Source organism: Legionella spiritensis, assembly GCF_900186965.1.
GTDB lineage: Bacteria > Pseudomonadota > Gammaproteobacteria > Legionellales > Legionellaceae > Legionella_C > Legionella_C spiritensis.
Genome location: NZ_LT906457.1, coordinates 2,392,244 through 2,417,937, shown reverse-complemented (window position 1 = coordinate 2,417,937; position 25,694 = coordinate 2,392,244). Strand labels below are relative to the sequence as shown.

Sequence of the window (25,694 nt, the reverse complement as noted above, 5' to 3'; positions counted from 1 at the left end):
TTAGCTGTCCTCGGTACTGACTGAAAAACGGCAGAGTGGTTTAAAATCGCATTGTTGGCAAATAGCCGGTTTGGCCGGTTTGGGCGGGCAATAGCCGTTTAAAAACTCCCGGGCAAGATCATCAAGCTGTTGCTGCCATCGGGTACGACATTCCTCCCACGACTGATCGTTTTTCAGGCTGGTAATGCCTGATAATTCACTTTGTTCCTCGCTTAATCCCTTGCATTGAATCTGGCCGTTTTTCAGTTGGGCAAACAACAGGGTATTGATATCGTCATGAAGCAAGGCATAGAGCAGCAGTTGCGGTTCTATGGGTCTGTCCTCGTTCCAGGGTGTACTTTGCGGCAGACTGCTTTTATAGTCAATAACCCATTTTTTTCCGGAAGCGAGGCTGTCCATGCGATCGATGCGAATCGTAAGCTCAAGACCGGACAGGTTTAAGGTAAAGGATTGCTCCAGACCATCGATGACAAAGGAAGGCCGTAGTTTTTCCCATTGGAGGGCGGCGTAAACAAGGCGTTTCAAGCGTTTGATCTCAACGGATTGGATCCACGGGGAAAAGGAGTGCGGGCGGCTTTCCTGATAAGGTTCTATGGCATCGATGATGGCTTGTTCAATGATGGCGTCGAGTGTTTTTTCGTCCATTGTCAAAAGTGTTTGCTGATCGTGCAGCCGCCTCCAGATCACTTCCATGATTTTATGAATGATTTTACCGCGCTCCTGGGGATTCGGGCCGTCGGAAACGCTCATGCCGGTTTTGACATGCAGACGGTGTGCCGCGAAGGCTCGAAACGGACATTTGGCCTGGTTGGCGAGGATATTGGTGCCTCCACCAGGCGATTCATAGTCTTGCACGGGTAACTGATACTCTTCGTTGTAGCGAACCAGACAGGTCGAATGGGTCGAATAGTCGGCAACGTGTCTGGCCTCCCATTCCGGTATATCAACAAGTAACGGGCTTGGCAGATTGGGTTTGTCTTTTGTCAGGCATGGGTAACTGAACACACATTCGCTGCCGGCATACTGTAGTCGGTTGAGCGTTTTTTGGGCTAATCGCAACTCTCTGGCCGGACTGGCATGGGGCATTTCCAGTTCCTGTTGCAGCGTGATGGGTATAAAGGCGGATAATCTGGTGTTTTGCGGCAGGCAGTCGTCGGTCAAGCCTGAGACCCAAAGGCAATCAAACTGACTGCCCGCCGATTCCAAAAGACCCATGATTTGAATGGGGGCGGGAGATTTGCGCGGTTGAAATATGGCGTGTTGCGCCATATCGTTTAAGGCGGACAGGGCTTGCTCGAACGTCATGGTGTCGGTCAGTAAAGACAATTGCTTGAATTCGTCAAACAGGAGCAGGAAACGCTGGTAGCACTGGTAAGAGGCGGAATTGAGCGGGTATTCACCGGCAAAACCAAGTTCTGCGAGTCTTTTATAAAAATGATGTGTCCAGGATTGCGGACTGGCCGATTCCGGATAATGGTATAAAGACGTTAACAATGTGCTTAATTCGGGTGCGGTTTTTTGTAATTCCCTGGCCAGAAGGGAGACATCAATGTTGCGTTCCTGCATTGTGCGGTTATTTTGTAAAAAATGAGCTCTGGCAAGCATTTCAGTCCGGGAATGACCAAGAAAAGGGGAACGCAGTAACAGGCCGGCCTGGTGTTGGGTGATCGTTTTGGTGTCCAGAGCCAGCCAACACAACGCGTGGGCAACCAGAGGATAATCCTTTAAAGACTGGCCAAGGGAAAGATTAAACGATTCGGGTGAAAAATGCTCGGAGAGCAGGCGGTGGATATGGTGTGCCTGCTGGTGTAACTCCGGGATAATCACACCGATTCGTTGTTTTTTTTGTTCCAGATGATAATAAAGCCAGTGGATCAGTTGTTGATACTCGTCCCGCTCATCTTTAGCAGCGTAGAGGAATGGGCGGCTTACGGGTTGTTGCAAATCCATAAGGAAATGACGAGCGCCCCGTTCCTTTGTGGCTTGCTGCAAGGCATGTTGTTGTGGTGTAAAGTCATCGAAACAAGCCCAGATCATCGTTTCGGGAAACGTCCAGTCCTGTTGGGCAAGTAAATAGGGGGGCAACTGGTCGGTGGTGATGGCGTGGAGCGAATTTAAACGCTTTTCCGTTTGCTGCCACAACACTTGAAACCGGCGAGTCTGATCAGTCAGGGAAAAGGAAGGATGGCGGCTGTCTATTTCCCATAACAGGCAGCGCGACCAACTGTCCTGAATTTCGTGGAGTAACCCGGGATGTGCCGGGGTATTCAGGTGTTCGCCAATGATCTGTTGCCATAAAAATCGGGTTTGCTGTGTCGTGAGCAACAGGGGGTGATGAATCCGGGGTGTTCGATGGCCAAGCGTTTTAAAGGATTGGTGCAGGAAGGCACGGTAAGGAAGGCACGCCGGTTTTTCCTGAACGGTTTCCCCCTGCATGGACAGGTAGTCATGGAGTAATTGTTCGGCCAGACGATTATTGGGCGTAATAACAGTGGCTCCCGCCTTCATCAAGGCAAACAACTGCTCTTTATTGTTTATCGTTGTCGACATGGCGGATGCCGGAATGGGGAGACGGTTGGTTCATTTGTTCAATGGCGATAAGACCGGGCCAGAACCGTTTGTTAAAATAAACGGCCGCTATAGCCATTAGCGGTATAAGCCAGACCCCGATGGTGAGTACTATTGATAAAAATAAAACACCGTACACAATGAGATAATCGAGCCCGTTTTGCAGACGGGCGAAAAAAGCGGTGTCATTCAGATAGGAATACAGAAAAGCCCCCAGACTTATCAGCAACAGGGATAGTAAAGCCATCAATATTCCGGTCCCCAAAGAGCGTCCCCAGTTTTTCGCCGTTGCCAGCCAGGGGCCAAATAACCATCCAAGCAAGGCTCCGAGTATCAATGTTATGAACATCGATGGAAAAAACGGAAGCAATTGATTGCTTTGCAGGGATAATAAGGTGTATTTGGCAAAAATAAAAAATAATACGGCGAACAGGGCGAAAAAAACAGCCCCCATCATTCCGGGACTGACTGAAGAATGGCGATTATTGTTCACGTGTCTGTTCTCTCAAATTTAGTGATGTATGTGTATGTTATCGGATTTGGTTATTTTATGTTTTTTCGGTCGTTGTTTTTTGGGAGGTCCGGGTGTTTCTTCCTCCGTATCCGTATGCAGTATGTCGTAAACCAGGCGTCCGCGCAAATAAATGGCCGCAAATCCCGCAGCAATGGCTAACCAGAATCCCGCTATTATAAAACTGTAGAGCAGGACAAATAAATACATGATGATGATTTGGGAGAATGCGAGGTTGGCGAAGAGGTCGGTTTTGTAGCCGGAGAGAATATAAAGGAATCCCAAATCATAGAACGGGAGAGCGGCGAGGACCATGACAAATCCGCATAGGAACACTTTCCAGCGATACGGCCTTTTGGTGTGGATAATCCGGTAGCCAAAAAGCGCGCCAAAGCAGCCGGCAACGATAACACCCAGGAATAACGCCTTGAAAACAGGAATGTATTGATCAATGCCAATCAGGTATAAGACCGTATCAATCACAATGGTTGCAATCACGGCGAGCAAGGCAAAAAAGACCGCCGAAAGCAAACGGGGATTGGAAATGTTCAATGCTTCATCAGTATGACGGTTCATGACGGATCTCCTTCGAACAGCCTACTTCCGAATAACCGCAAGAACGGATAAACAACCAGCAGGATTTTATATAAATTCGTAGTCGTTAACATATTGGATCTCACGTTTTACCGACGTGAAACCCAATCGACAAGCCTTAATTATAATTTTAGACCAACATTGATTATTAGGTTTTATTATCTACAATTAACTTATAAAAAGAACAGGAAAATATATGGATATAACGCCCTTTTTTAAGCTGATGGTAGACCGAGGCGCTTCTGATTTATTTTTCAGCGTGGGTGCTCCTCCTAACATCAAAATTGAAGGGATCACGTCTCCAATTGGACAAACTCCTTTAAAAGCGCAACAAATGGCAGAAATAGCGGCGTCTGTTATGGACGATGATCAGCGCAAGGAGTTTGAAGCGACTATGGAATTGAATATGGCCATTTCCCTTGGCGGGGTGGGACGTTTCAGGGTCAATATGTTTCGGCAACGTGGTGAGATCGCTATGGTGGTACGCTACATCAAAGGAATTATCCCGTCGATTGAGGAGCTGAATTTACCGCCCATTCTCAATACCATTGTGATGGAGTTACGAGGTTTGATCCTGGTGGTTGGGTCGACCGGTTCCGGTAAATCAACCACTCTCGCCTCAATGATTGATTACCGCAATGAAAACCAGCGCGGGCATATATTAACTATTGAAGATCCTATCGAGTATTTGTACCGTCACAAAAAATCGATTGTCGATCAGCGGGAAGTGGGCATTGATACCTTAAATTACGAAAACGCGCTTAAAAACGCCATGCGTGAGGCGCCTGACATGATTATGATTGGTGAGGTAAGGGATAGAGGCACCATGAAACACGCCATTGCCTATGCGGAAACAGGGCATTTATGTTTATCCACGCTTCATGCCAACAATGCCAACCAGACCCTGGACAGGATCCTGAATTTCTTTCCGGAAGACGCCAGACACCAGATCCTGCTTGATTTATCCCTTAATTTAAGGGCAATCATTTCATTACGGTTAATTCCTGGACTTGAGAACCAACGTGTTCCGGCCGTGGAGGTGATGATTAATTCACCTTATATCTCCGATTTGATTGAAAAAGGCAAAGTGGACGAAATTAAGGAAGTTATGTCAAGAAGCCGCGAGCAGGGGATGCAGACGTTTGATCAGGCGTTATTCGATCTCTACAAAGCCGGTAAAATCAGTAAAGAGAATGCGATTCGATTCGCAGATTCGAAAAATAATGTGGGCTTGCAAATTCGTTTGTCCGAAGAGCGTGGAATCGATGGCGATGTTGATTTAACCATCGAGGAAGACGAAAAAAATAAATTTTAGGTTCTTTGAACAAAAATGTCCTGGCACCATTTTTTTGCGAAAAGGCAGTAGCCCGTAAAGAGGCCTGCGGCCGTATTGCGGGTTTGAGGTGCCAATCAGGAACGTTTTCCCGCATTACAGCGAAGCCTTCATGACGGCTACAGGAAATTATTATTTGTTGAGCAACAATAGTTGCCTACATTTTCGCTCTGTTTCCGTTATGAAATTTTTGACAGAAATCTCTGATGTGTTAAAATTGTGATCAAATTGATATGATGTTGTAAACATGCCGGGTACTTTAAAGTTTGAAAATCTTACATTGGGTAATGAAAGTCGTACAGGGCATGTTGTTTACACAAAGGCTCTTTACCGCAATGGTACGGGTGCAAAAAGAGTTGTCTATAAAGAAAACAAATACAACGATCCCTTTTTCTCTCATCTTGAAGTGGCGTTTGGCGGTTTGGCCAAGCGGTTTCTTCGTCCCGGATTGACTTGCGGCCAATGGCTGGTCAGCGACCATGAAAACGTTACCGGTTTGCTGTCGGAGCACATGATTTATCCTGTTGCGAAACATAGTGCGCCGGACGCGACGTTTTATAAACTGGTCAGGGAAGGGAAAAATCAGATTCGTATTTCCCATTTCGTCTCTCCAAAGCCTGAAGAGTGTGAGGAGTTTGAAGAGTTTGAAGAACCTGAAGAGCTTGAAAAGTCTGAAAAATGTTCGCCTGAAGGCTCCGCTTCCGATTTGGCAAGCACGCCTGAGAAAGACATTCCGATTTATTTTTTAAATCAGTTTGCCCCGGGATTTTTTGCCAGTTTGCTGGCTGCCTGTGAACAGGGAAAAATCCTTTTTGATTTTGATTCGCTGGCCAGTGTATTAACCACCTCCTATACCCTGGAGGAGGATGATCTGCATAAGGGGAATTTCGGGTTTTATCTGATCAATGATGGCGGGAAACCCAAGGTGGTTTTTTTCAAAATTGACCATGACCTGATGTTGTCCGACAGCATCATGTCGCATGGTTATGCCAGAGTTGCGAACTGGAGACATGGTACGAACGCGTTTGCCGTCACCAGGCGGGATCTGCTCCATTTTCCGAGGTTATATGATTCCCGCAATTATTACTGGCCGACGTGCAAACGAACCCTGGCCAATCCGATTGATTATCTGAAAACCTACACCAATCCCCTGGAAATCGACGCGTTTATTCGTTTGGGGACTATTCCTGAATTTCAAAAGGCCAAATGGCTGCATTTTTATAAACATACCCTCATTCCGCCGTCGATTATCGCTCAATCCTTATCCCATGCCTATGATGGGAATAACGCGTCCGATCGCGCACAAATGGCTTTGATAACCAATATGGTTGTGGCGAGGCAGGCGAAATTAAGGGCGGTTTTGTTTTCATTACCGGAGTTTCGTGAGTTTGTAGAAACATTGTCTGAAACTGACAAACAACGCATATTGGATGACATTCTTGTTGAAACCGAAGGAGGCAAACAAGAGACTCGGATAAGCCGGATTAATAAAACCATCCTTAATCATCAGCAATTGTGCCAGTCCGAAGATGGGTTTCAGGAAGGCGATACACCGTTACATACTGCCATTCGCCTGGGGGATTATCGTTACCACGAAACCTGGGATGCCTTTAAGCAATTTGCCGGGAAAGCCAACAAATCCGGTGAAAAACCGCTGGATGTGGCGGTTAAAATGGCACAAGGCTTTGAGGGAGAAAATGGCAATGATCCCCGTAACAATTCTTTTCTTATCATCAAGCATTTGTTGAATCAAGGGGTTAGTCAAACGAAGTCTTACCGTTCTCTTGATAAAGAAACAAAAGATAAAATAACCAATTACCGTTTCCGCACGATCCATATGAGGAAAGCGGTTCAGGCAAAGGATTATGAAGCGATTGTTACTGTTTTAAGGGATGTGGGCGAGGATAAGCGTTTTAGTTTAAAAATGAAAAAGGAACTGTCTCTGGCCTGCATGGAAACGTTTCTTGCCAGAAATACGATGAAACCGGCTCAATTAAGAGAGGTCTTGCTTCAGCTTAAAACGTCTCTAAACGGCGACAGACGGACACGATCCGCTCCTGCTCCGGAGTTGCAATATATACGTCAGTTACGATCCGAGCTATGGATCGTTCGCCAAATCAGAGGGTTATTGGGGGGCACCTCGACAAAAATCGCATTCAACGACCTGCTGGATAAAAAAATCGCGGCATTGTCACCGCCTTGTTATGGTTGTTTTTCATTTTTCATGCGTACCCAAAGCCCGGCGATGCCGGAAAAAAGCCCTGTGTCAGATAGCTTGCGTGCCAGTTAGGTTCCATGCGCTTATCCATTGCAAACTGGTTCTTGTAGCCCGCCATGAAGCAGCGCCGAAATGCGGGATAACGGTTACCCGTGTACTCATCTGCCTCCTGCCACAATTTTGGGGCAGGAAACCCGCAATACGGCCGCAGGCCTCCTTACGGGCTACTGTTTTTTTGCAAAAAATAGTGCAAGGAACATGTTGTTCACAAAACAATGGAATACCATGGGCAATTCAAACCATCGATGCAATCAATATATCAGGTCAAATATGTTTCATTATGATTTAATTGAAGCCATTAAGGATTTCTGTTATAATATTGTACATATTATTAATCCAGGTAATAAGTAAATGAATATAGATTTGAAAAAAGATGAAGCCTTTGAGGATATTATTAAGCAGATCCGGAATGTGAAAGATTCCGAGCTTGTTTTAACCTGCGGTGACGACTATAACCTGGAAGAAACGGCTATCAAGGCGTTGCTGGCTGCGATTCCCTCTAACGTGACGGCGTTGAAATTAGACGGATTTCCTTACGATATTGATAATCGTGTCGCCGAATTTTTGGAGGTGAACTATTTTTTGACTTCGGTAGAAATAACCAATGCTGACATGCCTGAGACGTTTGAGGTGACTGAGGATGCTGTTGAGGTTTATTTTAAAATTACACAGTTATGTGAGAGAAACAAGAAATTATATAAATTACATGAGAAATTGAGGGCGGGTGATAAGTCGCTTTATGAGAGTATAGAAGAGCCTTCTTATATACGAACGCTTCCAGCTGAACTCTTCATGCAGAATATTGTTAGTAAATATCTATTGAATGATATTGAATACGCAGGCGAAAGTGTCGAGTTCCGGCGTAAGAAGGAGAATGATGACGAACCAGTCGTTTCAGATGGTGAAAATGTTTCTGAAGTATATGAGGAGACAGTGGAAGAAGATGAAGAGAGCGATCTATCGAGTGATTATACAATTCGTGCCGAGTCTTCTGTAACACCGAATCCTGGCAGAAGCGGTTTTTTCCATAAACTGAATTCAGGGCTGGACAGAGCGACGCATCCGGAATCAGCAGCACAGAAAATTTCAACGGCGGTTATCCTGTTAACACCGGGCATTAATCTTTTGGCCGCCTCCCTTTTGTTAACCCTGCATGTCATTGCAAAATTTGCAGACAAACAGGACGAAAACGCTTTCCGGAATAGCGGACCGTTCCAGGCTAAATAACAGGCGGGTTTTTTAGGCCCGACATGTACTTTTGCTGGAGTTCGCCTTCCTCGCGTCTTGTCAGACACCAATATCGCCTGGCCTAACGAGCAAGCTATTTACAGGATGAGGTACTGTTTCCATGTAATTTTGACAGGTTAACTGTCATTCCCGCGAAGGCGGGAAACCATTCCTGATGTGGCTCAGTGCTTGATTCAGTAGGGATCCCCGCCTTCGCGGGGATGACAAAAAGACAAGCATTCTGTGCAAGCCAACCTGTTAAAACGAAATGGATGAGGTGCCGGTATCCGGGATGATGCCTTGCATATGAAATAAATATTTCATATAATTTCATATGAAAGGGGGTGGTTTATGAATATTTCAGAAAATATACAACCTCGCAAAAATCTTGTTTTAACCAAGGCTTTTTGTAATCTGGCGAAATTCTATTCTCTTACCGGTAAGGATATAAAGCACATTACCGGGATCAGCGAAGCGGGCTTTACACGCCTTAACCAGGGCGTTAAATTTATTTCACCCGACACCAAGGAAGGCGAGATGGCTTTGTTGCTGTTAAGAGTTTATCGAAGTTTGAATTCCCTGGTGGGCAACAATCATGAAAAAGCAAAACGATGGCTAAACAGCAGGAATCAGTATTTTAAAAAAACACCGCTTGAGGAAATGGCAACGGTAGCCGGACTGGTCTCGGTGGTGAATTATCTGGATGCGATGCGCGGAAAATTATGACTATCTGGGAGCGTTGCTCAGGGAAAAAATATCTGAAAAAAATAGATGAAAAGCCATGGCGAGTCGTAGAGGCGCAACATATATCAAGTTCCAGAGACCTGGTGGATAGCAGGGAAGAACACGATATACTGGAAGAACTGCTGGAAGACTCAAAACCCCCCTCACATAAAGAGAAACATTATCTGATTTTTTCACCTTTCAGGTATCCACCTCTGAAGTATGGTTCCCGTTTTGGCAGAACCAATGAGCCGTCTCTCTGGTATGGTTCCCTGGAGATGGAAACCGCACTTACGGAAGTCGCTTATTACCGTTTGAAGTTTTTTCAGGATACACAAGCGGATCTGGAATACATCGAGATTCCGATGACTGTTTTTCAAGCCTGTATCCATACCGATAGAGGAATACATCTTACCGAAAAGCCGTTTTCAGAATACCGGACTCAAATTTCAAACAAGAACAGTTATGAATACAGCCAGCCCCTGGGAGCCGCGATGCGGGAATCCGGCGTTGAGGCTTTTTTATTTTATTCGGCGAGAACAAGTGACAACGGAAAAAATATCGCCGCTTTTTCGCCGGATGTTTTTTATAAAAAAAAGGATCAATATCTGTCTGCCCAGCAGAATTGGCGGTGTCTGTCGAACAAGGATCTGATTGAATTTACCAGGGTTGGGATTCTTGACATTGAAACATTGTCATTTTCCCGGCGTGATTTTGCCGAGGCCCTGTAAACAGGATTTATTACTGAGCGAACCTGATCTCCTGCCACAATATTGGAACATAAAACCCGCAATACGGCCGCAGGCCTCCTTACGGGCTACGGCTCTTTACAAAAAACATATAGCCCGTTATGAAGGCGAAGCCGTAATGCGGGAAAACGTCCAACCGGTCTTTTTACAGCTGAAAGCCTGAATGAGGACACACCCTAATCAGTGGGTCGTGGTACTGTTACTCTTGGCCGGCGGTGTTGGAGATGCCGGGAGGTCTGGCGCTGGTGTGACGGATGCCGGTGATTGCTTGGGTGAAGTCGGTGTGGCTTTGGGTATATGGGATGTTCCCTTGATTGGCGGTGCGACCAGGGATGACGCGGGGATTGAGGGGGTTTCGTTGCCTAATAATTGCTTTTCCGCGTCTTTTTTCATGACAATGATGCTGATCCGGCGATTAACGGGATTGAACGGATCAGCCTTGTCAAGAAGGATGGATGACGCATAGCCTGCTACCCGCAATACTTTATCCTCCACCATCCCTGCTTCAACCAGTGCGCGGCGTGCCGTGTTGGCCCGTTGTGTGGATAATTCCCAGTTTGTCTGTTCAAGAGCCTCAGGGTTGTGGAAGGGGTGGGCGTCGGTATGGCCTTGAATGGTAATTTTATTAGGCATGGTATTTAACAGTTTCGCTATCTTGCCCAGGATGTTTTTTACATCCGCATCGATGTGATCACTGCCCATATCAAACATGGGCCTGTTTTGATTATCGATAAGCTGTACCCGTAATCCTTCGGGAACGACATCCATGATTAATTGATCCTTAAGTCCGGCAAGAGCCGGATCCTTGCTGATGGTAAGCATGATGTTGGATTTCAGCTTTTCGAGCTGTTTCATTTCCTGGGCCTTGTCCGCCGGATCCTCGACTTTGTTAATTTGTTTCTTTTCGTTAACGGGCTGATCCGTTGCCGACACCATTCCGTCGTGTTTTTCAATATTATCGCCACCCCCTTTCGCGGTGCTGTCGCGTGCACCCATACTTTCACCGCTGATGAGAGCGACTTTCAGCGGTTGTTTGAAATAATCCGCGATGCCTTCTTTCTGCGCCTTGTTTAAAGAGGCGAGTAACCACATCAGGAGGAAAAAAGCCATCATGGCTGTAACAAAATCAGCGTAGGCAATCTTCCAGGAGCCGCCATGATGTTTGTGGGCGTGTTTTTTAATCTTGCGAATGATGGGTTGTTTTACTTCCTCATCTTTTTCGTCATGATTATCCGTCATAAACGCCTCATCTCATCAACCTTCGGTTTTAATGGTGGATGCCGCCTTGATTTCATCATTCAACTCATTAAAAGATGGTCTTGACGCGGAAAACAACACTTTGCGCCCGAATTCTATCGCGATAATGGGCGGGTTATTATTCATACTTGCCAGAATGGTCACTTTGATACAATTGAGCATCAATTGCGTCGAGTTGGCCTGTAATTCCATGGCATTGGCAACCGGCCCGACAAAACCATAGCCGAGCAAAATCCCCAGAAACGTTCCTACCAGAGCCTGGGCTACCAGAACCCCAAGTTCCGAAGGCGGCAGATCAATGGATTCCATGGTGTGTACAACGCCAAGAACGGCGGCGACAATACCAAAGGCGGGCATGCCGTCCGCCAGTTTGGTAATGGCCTGGGAAGGAATGGATTCTTCCTGGTGATGGGTTTCAATTTCACTGTCCATCAAGGCTTCAAGCTGGTAGGGTTGCATGTTGGAAGTGATAATTAAACGAAAATAATCACAAATAAAATCAATAATATGATGCTTGGGCGTCAAACGCGGAAAATTATTAAAGATGGGACTGTTTGACGGATCATCCACATCGCTTTCCAAAGACATTAATCCTTCCTGCCGGGCTTTGTTCAAAAGAGCATACAACAGGGCCAATAAGTCCATATACAGTATTTTGTCTGATTTCTGTCCTTTAAATACAGCCGGCAGCGCTTTGGCTATTGCCTTTAAGACACCGAGATTGTTACCGACAATCAGTGAACCGATAGCCGCTCCGGCAATAATTAACAGTTCCACAGGCTGGAAGACGGCGGCCAGATGCCCACCCGCCAGAGCAAATCCTCCAAACACCGAAAGTAAAATAACGACATATCCAATCAAAATCAGCATTTAAACATCCCTATCTAGCCTGTGAACAGGATATTGAAATATATCATGGAACGATACAACAGGATTATTAAGCAAAAAATATACCTGAAAAAGAATGTTATGACCGAAACCAGGGTTCCGTGCATTTATCTCATCCAGCAAAATAATTCCGGTGCATACATGCCCGGCTGCCGAATTGGCAACCGGGCACGTCCATTGGGAAAAATGAATGAGATGTTGCTGGTTGCTACTCCATAACCCAGCCGTGACTGACTATCAGCGATTGGCCGGTTAACGCGTTGGATTCAAACGAGGCAAAAAACAAAGCGGTCTGTGCCACGTCGTCCGTTGTTGTAAATTCTCCGTCAACGGTTTCCTTGAGCATGACCTTCTTAATGACATCTTCTTCGGAAATACCCAGTTCCCTGGCCTGTTCCGGAATTTGCTTGTCAACCAGAGGCGTACGTACAAAGCCCGGGCAAATTACGTTGGCACGAACGCCGTGGGCGGCGCCTTCCTTGGCCACAACCCGGCAAAGGCCAAGTAATCCATGTTTGGAGGTGACGTAGGGCGCTTTCAGGACGGACGCTTCCTTGGAGTGTACGGAGCCCATGTAGATAACACTTCCGCCTCGTCCCGAGCTGTACATATGTTTCAAACTGGCACGGGTGGTAAGGAAGGCACCGTCCAGATGAATGGTAAGCAGCTTTTTCCAGTCGGCGTAAGACAGTTTGTCAACGGCTTCAATAATCTGAATTCCGGCGTTGCTCACCAACACATCCACGCTGCCAAAATGGTCGGCTACGGCATCTACGCCATCATTGACTTGTTGTTCATTGGTGACGTTCATTTCCACGGCCATGGCTTTACCGCCCTTGGATTTAATTTCATCCGCAACGGCCTGAGCCTGCGATAAATTGAGATCCGCAATGGCAACCATGCTTCCTTCCCGGGCATAAACCATCGCGATTTCCTTGCCGATACCACTGGCCGCACCTGTTATAATCGAAACTTTATCTTTTAATCGCATGCTGACATTCCTTGTTGTTATTAGTTAAACCAGTATAGCAATGAAAAATTATTTTGCCTCAATACTTCCTTACATTTTGAAAGGATAGATTGAGGCAAGCAAGGTTTCTGTTTTGTCGAAGGTATGGCATTATCAATAATAGTAATAATCCCGATAATATTCACGCCTGTCTTGTTCCTGGCCGATTTGATTGCCAATCAAGGCACCGGCTCCTGCTCCTATCGCCGTACCTAAAGCATCGCCTCCGGAGACCGCATAGCCCACTCCGGCGCCAATACCGGCTCCGGCCGCAGTACCTACCTGGGTATTCGTACACCCGCTTAAAACGGTAGTTGATAGCCCCATTGCCATTAATACAGGTAGCAGTTTTTTCATGGTAAAATTCCTTTGCTAAAGTGCATACACTAATTATTTTAGTACATATATATACAATTTGTTCAAAAATTGCATAGTTGGCTGTTGTTTTAGATGTTGGCCGGCCAGGTTGCAAGCACATGCGAGCGGCCTGATTCTTTTATTGAGAAATTATCATTCCCCCAGTAGTATTGGTTGGGGTTTGTTGACATTTAAGCATTCGGGCGCAAATCGGGGCTGGTTTGCTTTGGGTTTACAGAACCTGGCGCAACGCAAGTTCTGATGAAATAATGGGCAGGGGAGAGAAAAATGTTTCGAGGCAGTATGGTGGCGTTAATTACACCGATGGCTGATGACAAGGTGGATGTGCATCGTTTATGTGAACTGGTTGAATTTCATATTAGCGCGGGGACTCATGCCATCGTTGCGGCGGGTACGACCGGTGAGGCAGGGACGTTAAATCATGAAGAAAAAATGCTGGTCATCAGGACGGTTATCGAGCAGGCTCGGGAGCGATTGCCCGTAATAGCGGGTACTGCGGCGAACGCGACAAAAGACTGTATCCAGTTGACAAAAATGGCTATGGAAGCCGGTGCCCACGCGGCGCTTATTATGACGCCGGCCTATATCAAACCTACCCAGGAAGGACTTTTCCGGCATTACAGCCAGATTGCCGCTTCTGTTCCCATTCCGATTATCCTCTATAATGTGCCCGGACGCACGGCCTGTGACATGCTGCCTGATACCGTAAGCCGGCTGGCTAAAATCTCCAATATTGTCGGGATAAAAGAGGCTACCGGTCAGATAAGCCGGTTGCAGGACATTTTAAGAATATGCGGGGAATCCATTGATGTCTACAGCGGCGATGACGAGACGGCGGCGCAATGGATGCTTGCCGGAGCGAAAGGTGTCATTTCCGTGACCGCTAATGTGGCTGCCAGACAAATGGCCAAATTGTGCGACGCGGCACTGGATGACGATCAGTCGGCGTGTTTGCGTATCGATGAGCAGTTAAATCCATTACACAAATTGATGTTTGTTGAGCCTAATCCGATTCCGGTTAAATGGGCTTTGCATAAAATGGGTCTGATCAATAGCGAAATTCGCCTGCCTATGACAACCTTGAGCGAGCGTTATCATGCGGAGATGAAAAAAACTCTCAAAAATTTACAATTGATCTGAATAAAGAGGTTTTTAGTGAAAAAAATTGTTTTTGTTGTTGCGTCTATACTTTTTGTAACGGGTTGTTCGTCACATCATGGCGGGAACGGTGACGATCAGCGTTATTTAAAGAGTCGGAATGGTCCCGGTGTTGTTGTACCGCCACCTTTAACCGATTCAAATATCAGTCATTTTTATGATCTGCCCCGGCAAGATAAAAAGGCGGGAGAGAACATTGCACCTCCGAACGGCGGGCAATAGGAATAACCCATGTGAGTACGATTGAGGTTCACAACGATGGATACGGAAACAAACGAAGCGGAAGCTGAGATTATCAAAGGGTTGTCACAGCGTCTGGTCGAAGCGCAGCGCCAAATTCGCATCCTGGATAGTATTAAGTGGGATGAATCGATAAAACAGGATTTTTTCAAACATAAGGCACAAAAGCTGCCCGAGGTTGATCGAGAATATTATCTGGGCAAACCATTGCCCTATGACGTTGCTGAAAAACAGGAAGAGTTCCGTTCCATTCTGAGGGATTCGATCAACGAGCTGGGACAGTATTCTGCGGTGACGCACATCATCAAACGGCAATGCGAGGAATACGCTCGGGCCGTGCAAATGCTTGATGCCCGCGGCACACCGGCCTTTTCCGAAATATCCATGGAACTATACGGAAGTCCGGACGACGCGTTTTATGCCGGAGGCCCGCGCCTTTCCGAATTGGGCGCGCTGTTAATCGATGTTTTGACGGCACTGGATGTGCAATTGCAGTCGGATGCTGATCTGAAACGCCATACCGCGGAGGACGCTCAGAAGATTCTTGAGGCGAGGCTTGATGTTTTTTTTGATCAACATCCCGGAACGGTTACGGTCATGGTCAGTGACGATATGGTTGCGGATGCGGCCGCCGGTGCCGATAACATTAAATTAAGTCAGCAAGTCATGTTTAGTGATCGTGATCTGCGCTATCTGGAGGTCCATGAAGGATGGGTGCATGTGGGTACAACGCTGAATGGTTCGATGCAACCTTATTGTTCCTTTCTCTCCAAGGGGTCGCCATCCTGCAGTGTGATTCAGGAAGGGCTGGCGGTCATCACGGAAATCATCACTTTTTCTTCCTACCCCGGCCGAGTCCGCAAAATAACAAACCGGGTGATTGCGTTGGACAATGTCCGGCAAGGCGCTAATTTTATTGATATTTACCGCCATTTTCTTGATTGTGGCTTTAACGAAGACGACAGTTATAATCATACGGTGCGGGTTTTTCGTGGCAGCACACCGGACGGCGGGCCTTTTACCAAGGATTTGTCTTATGCCAAGGGTTTTGTCATGATTTATAATTTTATTCGTTTTGCCATTAGCCAGCATCATGTTGAATCCATCCCGTTGCTCTTTTCCGGCAAACTGGTGTTGGATGATCTGCCTTTGCTTAGCGAATTACAAAGCAGAAATTTACTGACGCCGCCGGTTTATCTGCCGCCACCCTTCCGTGATCTGGCCGCATTAAGTGCCTGGATGAGTTTTTCATTGTTTCTTAACAAATTCGATCTGAATGAAATTCAAAAATCGTTTCGTTTCCTTTTAGGATAGCGCGGGAATTAACGAGGAGCCGTTATGGGATTGCTGGTAGATGGGCAATGGCGTGATCAGTGGTATGAGACTAAAAAATCCGGTGGTTCGTTTCAACGTGAATCGTCGCAATTTCGCAATGCCATTTGCAGTGATTCCGATTCAAAATTCCCGGCTGAAAAAAATCGCTATCATCTCTATGTGTCTCTCGCTTGTCCCTGGGCGCACAGAACCCTTATTTTCCGCAAGTTGAAACGGCTTGAACCGTATATCGACGTTTCCATTGTCCACCCCCACATGCTGGAAAACGGTTGGGAGTTCAAACAGGGGATGGGCGCAACTGGCGATACACTGTACGGATTACATTATCTTTATGAGCTTTATCTCAAGGCTGATCCTCGATATAGCGGGCGGGTGAGCGTCCCTGTTTTATGGGATAAAGAGAAGCAAACCATCGTGAGTAACGAGTCTGCCGAAATTATTCGCCAGTTTAACAGCGCGTTTAATCATTTAACCGGCGATAAACAGGATTTTTATCCACCCGAACTTCAGGATGATATCAATAGAATAAATGACAAGGTATATAACACCGTTAATAATGGTGTGTATCGTTGTGGTTTTGCGACGGCGCAGGAAGCGTATGAGGATGCTTTCGCACAATTATTTGCCACTTTGGACGCGTTGAATGACCATCTGGGCAGCCATCCGTTTTTGGTTGGCGGGCAGTTAACGGAAGCAGACTGGCGTCTTTTTACAACATTGATTCGTTTTGATGCCGTTTATTACAGTCATTTCAAGACCAATCTGAGACGTATTAAGGATTATGACGCTCTGCACGCCTATCTAAAAAAACTTTATCATTATCCGGGGGTTTCCGGGACCGTCGATTTTACCCACATCAAACAGCATTATTATTTCAGTCACAAGACCATCAATCCGACCCAGATAGTACCTGTCGGCCCGGAGCTTTTGTTGTGATCGATATTTACAAGATGAGGACACGCCCTAGGTTCCGTGAACAAAATTTCTAACGCATCCATATCAGCGCTCCGGCAAAGTGAATAAACCCTAAGAATGCTGAAATGGTTTTATCGAAACGTGAAAAAACCCTGCGGAAATGCTTTATTTTTGAGAAAAAAGTTTCGATTAAGAACCGCTCTTTATAGACCTCGTTATCAATTTTTCTTGGACATTTTACATGCTTTCTCGATGGGATCACCGGACAACAATTATGACTCTTCAGGGAGCTAATGAATGGCTGTGAATCATATCCTTTATCAGCAAGTACTAATGTATTGCGCTGTTCTTTTAGCAATTCAGCCGCTTGAGTAATGTCGTTTCTGTGTCCGCCTGTTAGAGTAAATCGAATAGGGTTACCTAACCCATCAACCACAGCATGTATTTTGGTAGTAAAGCCCCCTTTACTACGGCCCAGTGCCTGAGCTTCGTTTCCTTGTTTGCTATAGCCTGATGCGCAAGCATGAGCACGCACAATCGTTGCATCGATCATAACGGCCTGATCATCAATATCACTGACTGAACACATTAATTCAGACCAAATGCCTCGATCAGACCAAGCTTTATATCGTCTGTGAACCTGGCGCCAATGCCCATAATAATCAGGAAGAAGACGCCATTGACATCCCGTCCGCAATATATACCAAATCCCTTCTATAAATCGGCGCAATCTCTTTTCTTCTTGTGTATGAAGACCTTTTATTCCTCGCAAAAAAGAATAGAGTCGGTTCCATACTTGCTCTGATATGTTATTATTCATTTTGGCAGTTTTTTAGTGATTTTTCGACGGCAAATCGTATTTCACTATAGAAACTGCCTTTTTTTCAACTAATTAGAAATTTTGTTCACGGAACCTAGGCTCTGTGAATAAATTTTTTCCGATCGAAAACAAGGCAACTATTGTTGCGCAACAACTAATAATGTCTTGTAGCCCGTCATGAAGGCGAAGCCGTAATGCGGGAAAACGTTCATAAGTGGCACATCAAACCCGCAATACGGCCGCAGGCCTCCTTACGGGCTACTGGTTTTTCGCAAAAAATGGTGCGAAGAAAATTTTTGTTCACGGAACCCAGGCCTCCTTACGGACTACGGATTTTTGCAAAGCGCTTCATTGTTCCGCTCTAGCGGAAATACGGTGATTTATGGTTTAATAAGCATCATTTCAAGAAGGGTTTGGATTTCTTATGACCTTTGTCGTGACAGAGCAGTGCATCAAATGTAAATATACCGATTGCGTGGAAGTGTGTCCCGTTGATTGCTTCTATGAAGGGCCAAATTTTCTAGTCATTCATCCGGATGAGTGTATTGATTGCGCGTTGTGTGAACCGGAATGTCCTGTCGAGGCCATCGTTTCCGAAGATGACCTGACCGATGATCAAAAGCAGTTTCTGCAGTTGAATTCCGAACTGGCCAAAGAATGGCCCAATATCACATCCAAAAAGGATGCGCCAGATGACGCCAAATCCTGGGAAGGGGTTCCTGACAAGCTTCAGCATTTGCAGAAAGAGTGGAAGAAATAACGGACGTCGCAGTGGATGCGATAACCCAATGCCGGCAGGTGTTGAGTGAAAAAGGCAGACTTTCAACGGCTATCCCGGGCTTTGTCGCACGCCAGGCTCAGATAGCGCTCGCCTCAGCCATCGCTGAGGCGATGACCGATAAAACCATCCTGGTTGCTGAAGCAGGCACGGGAACGGGCAAAACCTATGCTTACCTGATTCCCTGTCTGCTTGGCGGTAAAAAAGCATTGATTTCAACGGCGACCAAGACCTTGCAGGATCAACTGTTTCAGAAAGATTTACCGGAGCTGGTTCGGGCGCTTGGCCGCTCTGTTCGCGTGCAGAATCTTAAGGGGCGAGCCAATTACATTTGCCGTTACCGTACAAAATTGCATGCCAAAGAGGGACGCTTTATCAGCCAGCAGTCCGTGCATGAGGTTTTGCATATTCACGAGAAGCTTGCGCAATTAACATCCGGTGAGCGTGCGGAATTGCCTGAAATCAGCGAGGACTCTCCGGTCTGGCCTCTGGTGACCTCCACCGCGGATAATTGTCTGGGCGGCGAGTGTGAATTTCACCGGGATTGTTTTTTGGTCAAAGCCCGCAAACGGGCTTTGGACGCCGATGTGGTGGTTATTAATCATCATCTGTTTTTCGCCGATTCCAGACTGAAAGAGGACGGATTCGGTGAACTGTTACCGGGCGTGGATGTTGTTATTTTTGATGAAGCTCATCAGCTTGCCGACATCGCGGCCCACTTTAACGGCCAACGTTTGGGAACGCGCCAGATCCGTGATTTGACCGATGATTTGCTACGGGAATGGCCAGTACTTGATTTGGTCAATCAACCTTTGAAGGCTATGAGCCTGGAACTGGATAAAATCATTGATCAGCTTCTTTTGTCTCTGGATGGTGGGCAAGAGCGTCTGTCCTGGCAGGATGTATCAAACAAAAAATCGTTTCAAACCGCATGGCAGTCTTTACGGCAGCATCTGGCTGATCTTATCGCCTGTGTTGAGGGATCCGGTCAAAACGAGCATGCGGGTATACAGCGTTGCCTGCAACGGTTAACGGAATTTCAAACGCTCGCCTCACGCTTTGCCGATCATAATACAACACAAATCCGCTGGCTTGAACGCTTTAAACATACCCTTGTTTTTCACATGACACCGTTTGATATTGCAAAATCTTTCCGTAGTTTGTTAGGAAGGCAGCCCTGTGCCTATGTCTTTACCTCGGCGACGTTGACTATGGCATCCTCGTTTGACTGTTTTACCCGATCCCTTGGTTTAACGGAGGCGCAAACATTGCAGTTGGAAAGCCCGTTTGATTATCGGAGTCAGGCGCTTTTGTATCTGCCGCGAGATCTGCCGGATCCCAAGGATAAAAGTTACTACGACGCCTTGCTCAGACAGGCCGTTCCTCTGATTGAAGCTTGTGGCGGACGTTGTTTTTTTCTGTTTACCAGCCACAGGGCCCTACAAAAAGTTGCTCAACTGATGCACAATAATTTAAAATACCCCCTGTTGATTCAAGGGGATGAAGCCAAGCCCATTTTACTGGCGCGATTTCGTCAACTTGGCAATGCCGTGTTGTTAGGTACCGCAACGTTTTGGGAAGGCGTTGATGTCAAAGGGGAGGCGTTATCCTGTGTTATTATTGACAAATTGCCCTTCGCCAGTCCCGTTGATCCGGTTATTCGCGGCAAGATGGCTTATTTTAAAGAGCAAGGCTTATCCGGTTTTGATGAGTTGTCTTTGCCCAATGCGGTACTGGCTTTGAAACAGGGGGTTGGGCGTTTGATTCGTGATGCCAGTGACAGAGGTGTGCTGATGATTGCTGATCCGCGCCTGACCGGGAGAGAGTATGGCCGCCATATTTTTGCCAGCTTACCCCAATTACGAAAAACCCGTGATCAACAAACGGTATTAAATTTTATTAACGAGTTGGCTTTAAATGATGAAACTACTGGCCATTGATACTTCAACGGAGCAGGCTTCCATTGCCTTGTCAGTGAATGACGCAATGTATTATGAAGAACGTAGCGCGCAGCGTACGCACGCGCAATGGATTCTGCCTGTCATCGAGCAATTGCTGGCTAAAGCGGATATACGTATCAAGGATCTGGACGGTATCGTGTTCGGGCGTGGGCCCGGGAGTTTTACCGGTTTGCGTATTGCCTGCAGTATTGCCAAAGGACTGGCTTACGCCCATGATTTACCGCTTTTTCCGGTCAGCAGTCTTGCGGCCATTGCCTATGAGGTGCAAGCGATTACCGGACATAGCCTTGATTCGCATACGATATTGGCAATGCTGGATGCCCGAATGAATGAAGTATACTGGGCTGTTTACACCGATTCCGACTATGAAGCGACAGAACAGGTCAGTTCGGTCAATGACGTGGTTACACAACAAGCGACCCCCATTATTCTTGCCGGTGTCGGGTATCCGCCCGATCTGTCCGGTTTGCCGGATAATCTCAGACAACGAATTAACATGGATCTTTCCGTGTATCCGACGGCAAAAGCCATGATTCGTCTGGTTCAGTCTGGCATAATAGAGCCGGTAACGGCGGCACAGGCTTCGCCGGTTTATGTTCGCAACCAGGTTGTGCAAGGAGAATCCCGTGGATAAACGATTATTGGACGTGCTGGTTTGCCCGTTATGCAAAGGCAAATTGATATTGAAGGAAAAAGAGCTTATTTGTCGGTTTGACAGGCTTGCGTATCCTGTCCGGGATGGTATTCCTGTGTTGCTTGAGCAGGAAGGGCGGTTGATTTCTCTTGAAGAGAAAGAACAATTGTAATGTTATTCTATAGATGACCTGGGGTGTGCCCTAATTATGAGTATTGATTTTCATGTCGTGATTCCCGCCCGCTACCAATCGTCGCGATTACCCGGCAAACTGATGATGGATATCGGAGGGATCACGGTGATTGAACGGGTTTACCGTCAGGCATTAATGGCTAACCCCCAATCCATCACCATTGCAACGGATCATCATGGCATTGCTGATCTCGCGACCGGATTTGGTGCGATGGTCAGGATAACGTCTGCCGAACATCAAAGCGGTACGGATCGCATTGCCGAAGTGGTTAAACAAGGTTCTTTTGGCCCCGACGACATTGTGGTCAATGTACAGGGCGATGAGCCATTTATCGCGCCGGAGCTGATAGTGCAGGTAGCCTGTTGTCTGAACGCCTGCAACGATGCCGCAGTGGCGACCTTGTGCTGGCCCATCGAGGATTCGGAGCAGTTCAATAACCCTAACGTTGTGAAAGTGGTTCGTGACCAGCATCATAACGCCCTGTATTTTTCACGTAGTGCCATTCCTGCAAATCGACTTATTACCGAATCACAGATAAAAGGTTATCGGCATATCGGTTTATACGCTTACCGCGCCGCGTTTCTACTTGATTTTGTGACCTGGCCGGTTGCCGAGCTTGAGCGGATCGAGGAGCTGGAGCAACTACGGGTGCTTGCAGCCGGTTATAAAATTCGGGTGGAGCAGGCTTGTGTGCCGCCGTTACAGGATATCAATACGGCGGATGATTTGGTGTTGGCAAGGCAATTGGCCGCCGCACAAAAAATACCGGCTTTCCAGGTTCTGTGAACAAAAATTTTCGCGGAGCGAAAATGTGGGTAATTGGCACCATTTTTTTGCGAAAAGGCCGTAGCCCGTAAGGAGGCCTGCGGCCGTATTGCGGGTTTGATGTGCCAATTAGGAACGTTATCCCGCATTTCGGCTGCGCCTTCATGACGGGCTACATGAGATTATTACTTTTAAGCTGCAGAGGCGGCCATTTCCAGACTAGTGTAAAATTGCTCTCCGCTGAGAACCAGAGCGGCTTCCGTACTGCATGCACCCCAGGTTTTGAAAAAGTTGGGAGAATAACCGGCATCCGGTTTCACGTAATTGGCTAACGTATAATGCAGCTTCTGCAAAGGCTTTAAAATTTTGACCCGCAGCCATTGGATAAAATCGGGCCTTACTCCCTGGGAAATCTCTTCCATGTGATCATTTCTCAAATGAACCGTAACCGAGGACATCAAGCTCTCCTGATATCGTTTATCATCGAGGAGAAAGAGATTTTCATTGATGTATTCGCTATTGATGGCTGAGAATTGCGTATATATGGATAAAAGTTTCATTAATCTCGGATCAATATTTTGCAGTAAATTGTTATCAAGCTCCGTCAAATTATGGTGGGACAATAATGTCCTTGGATCTTCTTTAATGGTTCGCAATTTTTGTGTTTCATGAGCCAGAATGCTGTTGGCAATGGCGGCGTCAATATGATCGTTAATAATCCGCACGAATTCCTCGCCAAGCAGGCCAATGATTTCCAGCGAGGTTCGGTACGTTTCCATGTTAAGACGGCGTTCTATTTCCAGGGCGTTCTCTACCGCTTGATTACGTTTGCCAATCTGATCACGAGCATTTTGCAGACGCTGGTTAAAGGTTGTTGACCATCTTGCAAGTCCTTTTCCGGTGACATGGCCAAGGGTTTCAAAATGGCTATCCAGTTGTAAAACGGCAGCCTCGCTGGCAAGCGTAGTTGTTGACAGTGCATCTGAAAAAGGATTTTCGAAGCGGATGGCCGGCGGCAGAAATTCTCTGGTGTTGCGTTTCATATTACGGATAAGCGGATCAAGCGTTTCACGATGAGAATCTATAACGTTGGTAACGTGTTTATTGGCTGTAGTGATATTCTTTCGGGTATCATGAATCAATGAAAATAAATTATCTTCAAACGTCATGATCGTTTGCAAAAAATTCCTTTGCGGAGCTAACCGATCCTGGATTTCCTTTTCACTATATTCCGCAAACAGCAAGGCTGCTTTGGTATCGTCAAGTGCTTCAGTCAGTTCGGTTCTCAAACGTCTTTTTTTCTCGCTGTAGATGTCTCGTAACATCAAAAGTGAAGATTGCGCGGTTATCAACGATTCTTTTAAAGAGTGTCGTTCTTTTACGGAAAAAAATATATAATTTCTTTTAAATTCCTCGGACTGGATTTCTTCTGTAAATTCGGTGATTTCATTGTGAAAAGCGTCCAATTTCTTCATGAACAGGAGCTGTTCACGGATAAAGTCGCTTAATTGTTCTGTTTTTATGTTTATTTTATCAACATCATGTTTAAAGTTCGTAATATCGCTACTTAAAACGGTATCTTTGCTATCCTTGTCGTTTTGCAGTTCTTCTATTTTTTGTTGATAACTTTGTTGGTTTTTATTTAATTTAAGATGGAATGTTTCCAGTTCCCGTTTGATTTTTTCAGCACGAAGAACATGATCATTGTTGTTAAATTCAGAGGGCAGGAGATTTCCTTGATCCTGCAGGGCTTGAATAATGCGTTTGATTTCGTCATCGATGGACTCGTACGTGCGGTTAATCCGTTCGTGTTGTTTTTTTATCGTATTGTTTTGATTTACAAGCGTTTGTTTTAAAATATCGTAATTCTTGATGGATTGGATGGGAAAATCCTCAATCATTGCCACAATATGGTAAATGGCGCTTATATGTCTTTTGATGGTTGCACTATCGGTGACAGAACTGCCCTCCTCGTGAAGCAGCTTGCTGCAATTTTCTGGAATTTGCTTTGGATCCAGTGAGCAGGTAATGACCCGAAGGTTGTACCAGTTGCATTTCTCACCCAGATGTTCAAATATTTTTTTACGAAGAAGGGTGATCGGTTCTTTTGCAAAAATATCCGGATTGTTATACAGGGTTTCAATTAATTGATCGACAAATAGCTTTATTTGCTCAACAAAATACTGGTTGGTTTTATTTTGTTTGTCATCCAGCTCAATCGTTGAATAGGTTAAGAGAAATGTTTCCAGAGCAGTCAGAAAGATTCTTTTTGACTCCGTTAAACACGTCGCTAAAGTACCGATGTCTTCCGTTGAAGGTGACAGGAGACCCTGGCGTTGCGTGATGATACGAGTCAGTTCCTCACGCTCGGAATGGAGTGTTTGCAGCCTTGAAATGATACCTGAAAGTTCGTTTTGTAAAATATTATGATAATCCGGAAGATTGATTTTATTGGTTATCTGCTTCTTCGCGGATTCGATGAGGTGGATTGATTCTCTATTTTTTTGTCGATAGGCTTCAAACCAGTTAGTCAGCAAAAAATCCGTTGCCAGTTCAGGTTGGAACAGCCTTTCATTGCTTGCCAGTTCAGCATTCTGGTACTCCAGCCGTTCTATAACTTCGGATAGCTGTCGTAAATTTTCAAACGATTGCGATGTTTCATTGGATACCGGCGTGAAGTCTTCAATCTGGACGATATTTTTTGTACGTTTTTTACGTCTGAGAGGCTGACTCCGTATTTCTTCCATTTCTTTGGCAGGAAACAGTATGCCGGGATGGGATTTTAAGGACTTTAAAGCAGTATTAACCTTGGGTAGCAAAGGGTTGTCTTCATGTTGACGAAGTTTTTTTTGCAATTGGGTCAGTTCTTTACGGTAACGCTGATTGACCTGATGGATTTGTTCGGCAATAAATGCAATTCGTTTGCGTGATTGTTCTAGAGACGATTCCGCTGATTCCGTCAGGCTTGTTGCGACCGGCAGTTCCAATCCCGGTTCTTTCGCAAGTTTTTCCAGGCGGCCGTTAATGAGCTCGACCACGAGAGTTTGTAGTTGTCCGGCGTCCTGTTGCCATGTTTTGATCATCAGCGGCGGTGGATCGGGCGCTTCAGTATCACTCGGTAGTTGAATGGCAAGCGCCTGTTTACCGATGTTGTAAAGGGCGAGTTCAGAGGGGTCGATGGGGGCAATGGCCTTGAGTTCGGATACAGCGAGCTCCAGTTCTTCCAAGTGGCGCTTGATTTTAGAACATTCTATGCCCATCTATACACCTTTCTAAAAAGACAGCAGAGATACAAGGTTTTTACTTCGCAAATATTAAAGAATTGTATCAATTTTGTAAACAACCCGAGTATAAAAAATGTTAACGGAGAATACTACAAC

At 46.0% G+C, this 25,694-nt stretch carries 22 protein-coding genes and 1 pseudogene; 14 read left to right on the top strand and 9 right to left on the bottom strand.

Translation table 11 applies throughout. The features are described 5' to 3' along the window. Genes CKW05_RS10900 through CKW05_RS10890 form a run of 3 tightly spaced genes read right to left on the bottom strand, consistent with a single transcriptional unit; the run spans window position 1 to window position 3,655 of the window. Complete coding sequence (locus tag CKW05_RS10900) at window positions 1–2,550, bottom strand: PD-(D/E)XK nuclease family protein (protein WP_058482150.1); 2,550 nt, start codon at window positions 2,548–2,550, stop codon at window positions 1–3. Continuing rightward, window positions 2,528–3,061 carry a hypothetical protein gene (locus CKW05_RS10895; RefSeq protein WP_133141189.1) on the bottom strand — a complete coding sequence of 178 codons (534 nt, stop codon included), beginning with the start codon at window positions 3,059–3,061 and terminating at the stop codon, window positions 2,528–2,530. Before CKW05_RS10895 ends, CKW05_RS10900 begins: the two co-directional genes overlap by 23 nt. A gap of 18 nt (window positions 3,062–3,079) precedes the next feature. Continuing rightward, on the bottom strand, window positions 3,080–3,655 hold the full coding sequence (locus CKW05_RS10890) for a hypothetical protein (protein WP_058482152.1): 576 nt from the start codon (window positions 3,653–3,655) through the stop codon (window positions 3,080–3,082). Between the two features lie 214 nt (window positions 3,656–3,869). Between CKW05_RS10890 and CKW05_RS10885 the strand changes: the two genes are divergently transcribed. The 5 genes from CKW05_RS10885 (at window position 3,870) to CKW05_RS10860 (ending at window position 9,965) form a co-directional block, all read left to right on the top strand. Continuing rightward, the gene (locus CKW05_RS10885; RefSeq protein WP_058482153.1) at window positions 3,870–4,988 is read left to right on the top strand and encodes a PilT/PilU family type 4a pilus ATPase; all 1,119 of its coding nucleotides are present in this window, start codon (window positions 3,870–3,872) and stop codon (window positions 4,986–4,988) included. 265 nt (window positions 4,989–5,253) lie between these two features. Next, window positions 5,254–7,296, top strand: coding sequence for a Dot/Icm T4SS effector AnkK/LegA5 (ankK, locus tag CKW05_RS10880; RefSeq protein WP_058482154.1), 2,043 nt, complete (start codon window positions 5,254–5,256; stop codon window positions 7,294–7,296). Between the two features lie 351 nt (window positions 7,297–7,647). Continuing rightward, window positions 7,648–8,511, top strand: a complete 864-nt coding sequence (locus tag CKW05_RS10870; protein WP_156413330.1) for a hypothetical protein — start codon at window positions 7,648–7,650, stop codon at window positions 8,509–8,511. 351 nt (window positions 8,512–8,862) lie between these two features. Beyond that, window positions 8,863–9,237 (top strand): MbcA/ParS/Xre antitoxin family protein, encoded by a 375-nt coding sequence (locus tag CKW05_RS10865; RefSeq protein ID WP_058482157.1) that lies wholly within the window; start codon window positions 8,863–8,865, stop codon window positions 9,235–9,237. Beyond that, complete coding sequence (locus CKW05_RS10860) at window positions 9,234–9,965, top strand: RES family NAD+ phosphorylase (protein WP_058482158.1); 732 nt, start codon at window positions 9,234–9,236, stop codon at window positions 9,963–9,965. Before CKW05_RS10865 ends, CKW05_RS10860 begins: the two co-directional genes overlap by 4 nt. A gap of 372 nt (window positions 9,966–10,337) precedes the next feature. Here CKW05_RS10860 and motB read toward each other — a convergent pair. The 4 genes and pseudogenes from motB to CKW05_RS10830 all read right to left on the bottom strand — a co-directional run. Then, window positions 10,338–11,222, bottom strand: a pseudogene (motB, locus tag CKW05_RS10850) (flagellar motor protein MotB); the annotation flags it as partial. 15 nt (window positions 11,223–11,237) lie between these two features. Then, entirely contained in the window at window positions 11,238–12,110 is an 873-nt protein-coding gene (gene motA, locus CKW05_RS10845) for a flagellar motor stator protein MotA (protein WP_058482160.1), read from the bottom strand. Between the two features lie 226 nt (window positions 12,111–12,336). Continuing rightward, on the bottom strand, window positions 12,337–13,119 hold the full coding sequence (locus CKW05_RS10835; protein WP_058482162.1) for a 3-hydroxybutyrate dehydrogenase: 783 nt from the start codon (window positions 13,117–13,119) through the stop codon (window positions 12,337–12,339). A 132-nt stretch (window positions 13,120–13,251) separates the two neighbouring features. Further along, window positions 13,252–13,494 carry a glycine zipper domain-containing protein gene (locus CKW05_RS10830; protein WP_058482163.1) on the bottom strand — a complete coding sequence of 81 codons (243 nt, stop codon included), beginning with the start codon at window positions 13,492–13,494 and terminating at the stop codon, window positions 13,252–13,254. Window positions 13,495–13,782: 288 nt separating this feature from the next. Between CKW05_RS10830 and dapA the strand changes: the two genes are divergently transcribed. From dapA to CKW05_RS10810, 4 genes are read left to right on the top strand one after another with little or no spacing between them, the layout of a single operon-like run. Continuing rightward, window positions 13,783–14,655 carry a 4-hydroxy-tetrahydrodipicolinate synthase gene (gene dapA, locus CKW05_RS10825; protein ID WP_058482164.1) on the top strand — a complete coding sequence of 291 codons (873 nt, stop codon included), beginning with the start codon at window positions 13,783–13,785 and terminating at the stop codon, window positions 14,653–14,655. 15 nt (window positions 14,656–14,670) lie between these two features. Beyond that, complete coding sequence (locus CKW05_RS10820) at window positions 14,671–14,895, top strand: hypothetical protein (protein ID WP_058482165.1); 225 nt, start codon at window positions 14,671–14,673, stop codon at window positions 14,893–14,895. Between the two features lie 36 nt (window positions 14,896–14,931). Further along, window positions 14,932–16,227 (top strand): flavohemoglobin expression-modulating QEGLA motif protein, encoded by a 1,296-nt coding sequence (locus CKW05_RS10815; protein ID WP_058482166.1) that lies wholly within the window; start codon window positions 14,932–14,934, stop codon window positions 16,225–16,227. A gap of 24 nt (window positions 16,228–16,251) precedes the next feature. After that, window positions 16,252–17,184 carry a glutathione S-transferase family protein gene (locus CKW05_RS10810; protein ID WP_058482167.1) on the top strand — a complete coding sequence of 311 codons (933 nt, stop codon included), beginning with the start codon at window positions 16,252–16,254 and terminating at the stop codon, window positions 17,182–17,184. A gap of 49 nt (window positions 17,185–17,233) precedes the next feature. Here CKW05_RS10810 and CKW05_RS10805 read toward each other — a convergent pair whose 3' ends face one another. After that, window positions 17,234–17,983 carry an IS5 family transposase gene (locus tag CKW05_RS10805; RefSeq protein WP_058483223.1) on the bottom strand — a complete coding sequence of 250 codons (750 nt, stop codon included), beginning with the start codon at window positions 17,981–17,983 and terminating at the stop codon, window positions 17,234–17,236. 424 nt (window positions 17,984–18,407) lie between these two features. Here CKW05_RS10805 and fdxA point away from each other — a divergent pair, with 424 nt between their 5' ends. The 5 genes from fdxA to kdsB are packed head-to-tail and all read left to right on the top strand — an operon-like array spanning window position 18,408 to window position 22,335. Beyond that, window positions 18,408–18,743 (top strand): ferredoxin FdxA, encoded by a 336-nt coding sequence (fdxA, locus tag CKW05_RS10800; RefSeq protein ID WP_058482301.1) that lies wholly within the window; start codon window positions 18,408–18,410, stop codon window positions 18,741–18,743. Then, on the top strand, window positions 18,731–20,701 hold the full coding sequence (locus CKW05_RS10795) for an ATP-dependent DNA helicase (RefSeq protein ID WP_058482302.1): 1,971 nt from the start codon (window positions 18,731–18,733) through the stop codon (window positions 20,699–20,701). Before fdxA ends, CKW05_RS10795 begins: the two co-directional genes overlap by 13 nt. Continuing rightward, window positions 20,679–21,356, top strand: a complete 678-nt coding sequence (gene tsaB, locus CKW05_RS10790; RefSeq protein WP_065238359.1) for a tRNA (adenosine(37)-N6)-threonylcarbamoyltransferase complex dimerization subunit type 1 TsaB — start codon at window positions 20,679–20,681, stop codon at window positions 21,354–21,356. The genes CKW05_RS10795 and tsaB overlap by 23 nt, the downstream gene beginning before the upstream one ends. Continuing rightward, window positions 21,349–21,528 carry a Trm112 family protein gene (locus CKW05_RS10785; RefSeq protein WP_058482304.1) on the top strand — a complete coding sequence of 60 codons (180 nt, stop codon included), beginning with the start codon at window positions 21,349–21,351 and terminating at the stop codon, window positions 21,526–21,528. The genes tsaB and CKW05_RS10785 overlap by 8 nt, the downstream gene beginning before the upstream one ends. Before the next feature lie 36 nt (window positions 21,529–21,564). After that, a complete protein-coding gene (kdsB, locus tag CKW05_RS10780; protein ID WP_058482305.1) occupies window positions 21,565–22,335 on the top strand; it encodes a 3-deoxy-manno-octulosonate cytidylyltransferase in 771 nt (256 codons plus the stop codon). 170 nt (window positions 22,336–22,505) lie between these two features. Here kdsB and CKW05_RS10775 read toward each other — a convergent pair whose 3' ends face one another. Continuing rightward, entirely contained in the window at window positions 22,506–25,574 is a 3,069-nt protein-coding gene (locus CKW05_RS10775; RefSeq protein WP_058482306.1) for a hypothetical protein, read from the bottom strand. Window positions 25,575–25,694 lie beyond the last annotated feature (120 nt).